At 66.4% G+C, this 4,020-nt stretch carries 1 protein-coding gene; it reads left to right on the forward strand.

Annotation, left to right across the window (positions count from 1 at the left end; genetic code table 11):
* The coding region (locus QSK31_RS48300) for a hypothetical protein (RefSeq protein ID WP_285691960.1) at window positions 1-4,020 on the forward strand (4,020 nt) is incomplete at both ends.

Raw genomic sequence — 4,020 nt, forward strand, 5'->3', positions numbered from 1 at the left:
AGCTTCAAGAACTGGCCGGATGGCTGACAACCGAAGCCTCCGGATGGGAAAGCGCCTACGAACAACTGGTCACCGAGCGGTCTCTGCCTCTTCCGGTGACGTGGAACGGGTTTATGCGGGCTGTAGCCGATCTTCAGCCGTTGACGCGAGGGAAGGTTTACGCTGCGGTCCTGGCCTACGATTCCGCCTCTGTCGAGTTGCGTGCCCTGCTCCCGGCGATCCAGGTGCCGACCACGGGGGAGATGCTGCGCGACAGCCGCACCATCACCCTCGACCCACCCCAGTCCCAGACGGTGCCGCCGTCCGCCGGCGGGGTGAACAACGACCCTGCCCAACCCGGCAGCGACACACCCGGAACCGACCACCACGATCCACACACCGGACAAGCAACACCAGCCAATGCAGACCCGATCAGCTTCGCCGGCTCGATCAAGGATGTGCTCAGGCCGCCCAACCCCAGCGCGTTCCTCACCGGCCGGCGCGACCCTGCGCGAGCCGAACCGACACCGTCGCTGATGGACGCGGTTCGCGAGGTCGAGGAGCCGAGCGCCTACGGCGAGCCGGGCGAGAACGCCGTTGATTGCGCGCCGCGAGTGGAGTTCGCGCTGCGGGCGTACGGCGTCCCGGCGACCGGTGACGACCGGTCCGGGATTCGCACGGTCGACGCTGTGGCCAGGTTGCTGCGGGGTTCGTTCGGCCCGACCAGGTCGCTGGACATCCTGGCGGCGTTGACGCCGGGCGCGGTGACTGCGGTGTGGGATCAGCGGCCGGGTGACGACGCGCACCTCGTGCTGGTCGAGCGTATCGACGAGGACGAACTGGTGATGTGGGATCCCAGCCGGCCGTCGGACGGATCCCGTGGCCCCGCGTTCAGCCGGGTCGCCCTGGACCATTTGTCGCCGGTGCCCGACAGCCTGGCCGGACCGTCGCGGTTCGTCGTGGACGGCGACGGCCGGCTCGCCCAATATCACGTCCAGCGGAACCTGATCGTCTTCCGGCCGGTCGAGGACCGGTCGGACGGCGGGACGGTCGACGCGCTGACCGACGGGCCGACCAGAACTCTGCCCACCGGCCGCAACGACAAGGGTAAAGGCCGCGACGACAGGGCCGGCAAGGGTAAAGCTGCGGGCCGCAGGGTCACCCGGGTGGAGGTCCGCGACAGGCGCGAGAGCGATTCGGGCGACGATTGGAAGGCCAAGCGCAGGAAGAAGGGCCACGTGCCCCGGACCACGGAGGCGCGTGAGTATGCCGAGAGCCTGGACAGGTTGTCGCGGCAGATGCGCCAGCTCGCGCAGCGCTTCCTCGGCCGGGTATCCGAGCAGGTCCGGGTGCGTCACGCCCGGTCGTATGAGAACGACCCGCACGGTCAGACCCTGTCTCACGTCGCCATCGGACTGCACGACAGCGGCGAGGCACTTCGCCTCGGCGCCAGACTCGGTCTAGAGTCGTATTCGGACCACGAGACGCAGGGTATGGAACTGAACGGCCGGATGTTCATCGCCAAGAACTCCGACGAAACGGTAGGGCTCTTTCGATCCTTCTTGGACGACGATCGCGATCGAACGCCGGCGCAGGCGTTCGAAAGCCTGTTGTTCACCGAGGACCCGAACCGCCGCGTCGCCACCAAGCACGTCGACCTGACTTCCGAATACGCGAACGCGGTCGGGCGGGCGGAGGAGAAGCTGCAGGGGATCTACCAGGGGACGCGTCGCCCGGATGACATCGCCTCGATCCTGGTCGACGTGAGGGGTATCGGTTACGTCGACGCGTCGTCGCACGAGGAAGCGCAGGGCGCGTTGCGTAGACGGATGCTGTCGAGCAACTACCGGAACCACGTCTTTTTCGCAACATCGGAGCGTTTCCCTGCCGTGCATGCCGAGCAGAAGCTCGGCCAGCTCCTCCTAGCCTCAGGGATCACACCGCAGGAAGCGGGTCTCATTCGCATCTACGGTAAGAACCGCCCCTGCTATTTCTGTGCCAAGGTGCTCCAGTACCTGCGGGAAGAGCAGGGATACCACGTCGAGTACGACGAGAACTGGGGCAACTGGTGGGACACCGCACGCGACAGCGCGCTCGCGATCTTCCCCGGACTCCGGCGTAACGACTGGATCAAGCGCCAGTTGGAGGCCGATGTCAGCAGGCTTTCGAGCACCTCTCACTTCGCCGACGCGCTTCCTTCGGAGGCCGCGTACATCGGAGATCCGACCGGCCTGGAGGAGGTCTGGCCAGCCGGGGACGCGCCAAGACACAGCTTGCGTACTCCCTCGCCGTCCGAGGTGGAGTTGGACATCGAAGGCTTGCGTCGGAGCGTGGCGCGCAATCTCGTGATTCGCCATGTTGCCCCTGGTGCGGCGTGGGGAAACTTCGCGAGTTCCAGCCGGTTGGGTCCGGCTGACCTCTCGCCCGAGCAGATCGAGCAGCTCCAGGCCGACCTTCGTGCGGGTAACCTCAACCAGGTTCTGCAGGACCTGCGGACCTATCACAACGAGGACTCAGTCACCATTCAGCGTCTCGCCCGCCATCTGAGGATGGACGAGAGAACGGTCTCGCAGTGGGTCCAGTACGACAAAACGCCTGCTCTCAAGTCGTCGTCGACCAACCGGCCCCGCCTTACCGCGGATGAGATACGTGAGCTACGGGTACTGTTCGCCAACCGAGTCGAGGGCACCGGACCCGCGTATCTGAGGATGATTCGCGACCTCGGGGAGCGTGTCAGCGACGCCGAGCTGGCTGCCGCGACCGACCCGCGCGGCGACATCACCGGCAATCGAATCCAAGGCTGGCGCACAGGCAACAGCAACATGCGGCAGTCGGACCTCAGCAACCGCCATCGTGTTGAGCTGATCGACCTGATCCTGGACGGACAGTACGACCGATTCTTGAGGCGTATCAACAAGTACCTCGATAACGACGCGTCCTTGACGCAGATCGCTGAACTCATCGGTCTTTCCCGCAGCACCATCGCTAAATGGCGTACCGCAGGCAGGGTCCAGCTGGTGAAGGGCGGCAAGCTGTTCCCGGAGGTAATGGGTGTCGCCCGCGAGCGCCGCGCCCATTACGCGGCGCTGGCCGCAGAGGACGAGCAGTTCGCCGCCACGGAAGAGGAGGGCGCCGCGTACCATTCCGAGAATCCGCCGGCCGAAACAACGGAATTGCCGCGGGAACTCGACGCCCCGCTGTCGGTATCCGACCCGTGGGCCTACGCGCCCCCGTCGCACGCCGGTCGGGAGGATGGGCAAGGCGACGAGCAGTACGGTCCCATGGCTTATCGGGCGGGTGACGAGCCTGGCGAACAATTGGAGGACGCGCCTGGGGACGGATTCGAGCGGTACGGGGCCGGGGACTTCGACGACCCGGAAGCCATCGCCCAACACCAGTACGCGCGGGCGGCAGGGATCGGCAGCAGCACGACGGCGCCACCGCCGCCACCTCCGGCACGTCTGAGCAGAGGCGACCGGCGGCAGCTGCGCACCCTGTTCGGGACCGACTGGGACGCCTTCACCGTGCGGGTGACCGAACTGCGCCGGCAGCACCCGGGTGGCGATGTCGACGACGTCATCGCCTCGGCGCTGCGCGGCGTGACCGGGGAGGGCCTGCGCCAGATGCTTCCGCACATCGACCCCTGGACGAATCCCGGACACGACCTCGAGCAGTCGCATGAGGACTCACAGCGGATAGCGTTGGAAAACGAGGATTACGAGCCACAGGATTACTCGACTACTGCGCCGCTGACCGGTACGGGCTCTGACTACACCGGTTTCGTCCCGTACTCCCAGTCTTCGGTGTCTGCCGCTCCTAACCCCACCGGTGGCGACCACGACCACCCCTACTTCGATGACGGCGACCCGGACGTGGCTAACTGGCCCGGCATGTCCGGTTCGGGTGGTCGTGGTGGTGGCGGGGGTGGCTTCTACCAGCAGCAGCGGTTCTTCCCGGCGGCGGTCGAGATCACCGGTGGTGGTCGGGATGGTTCGGGCGTGCGGCAGCCGGGTGTTGATGGTGCCGTTGCGGGTGTGGGTT

This window comes from Actinoplanes sp. NBRC 103695, from assembly GCF_030269485.1.
Lineage (GTDB): Bacteria > Actinomycetota > Actinomycetes > Mycobacteriales > Micromonosporaceae > Actinoplanes.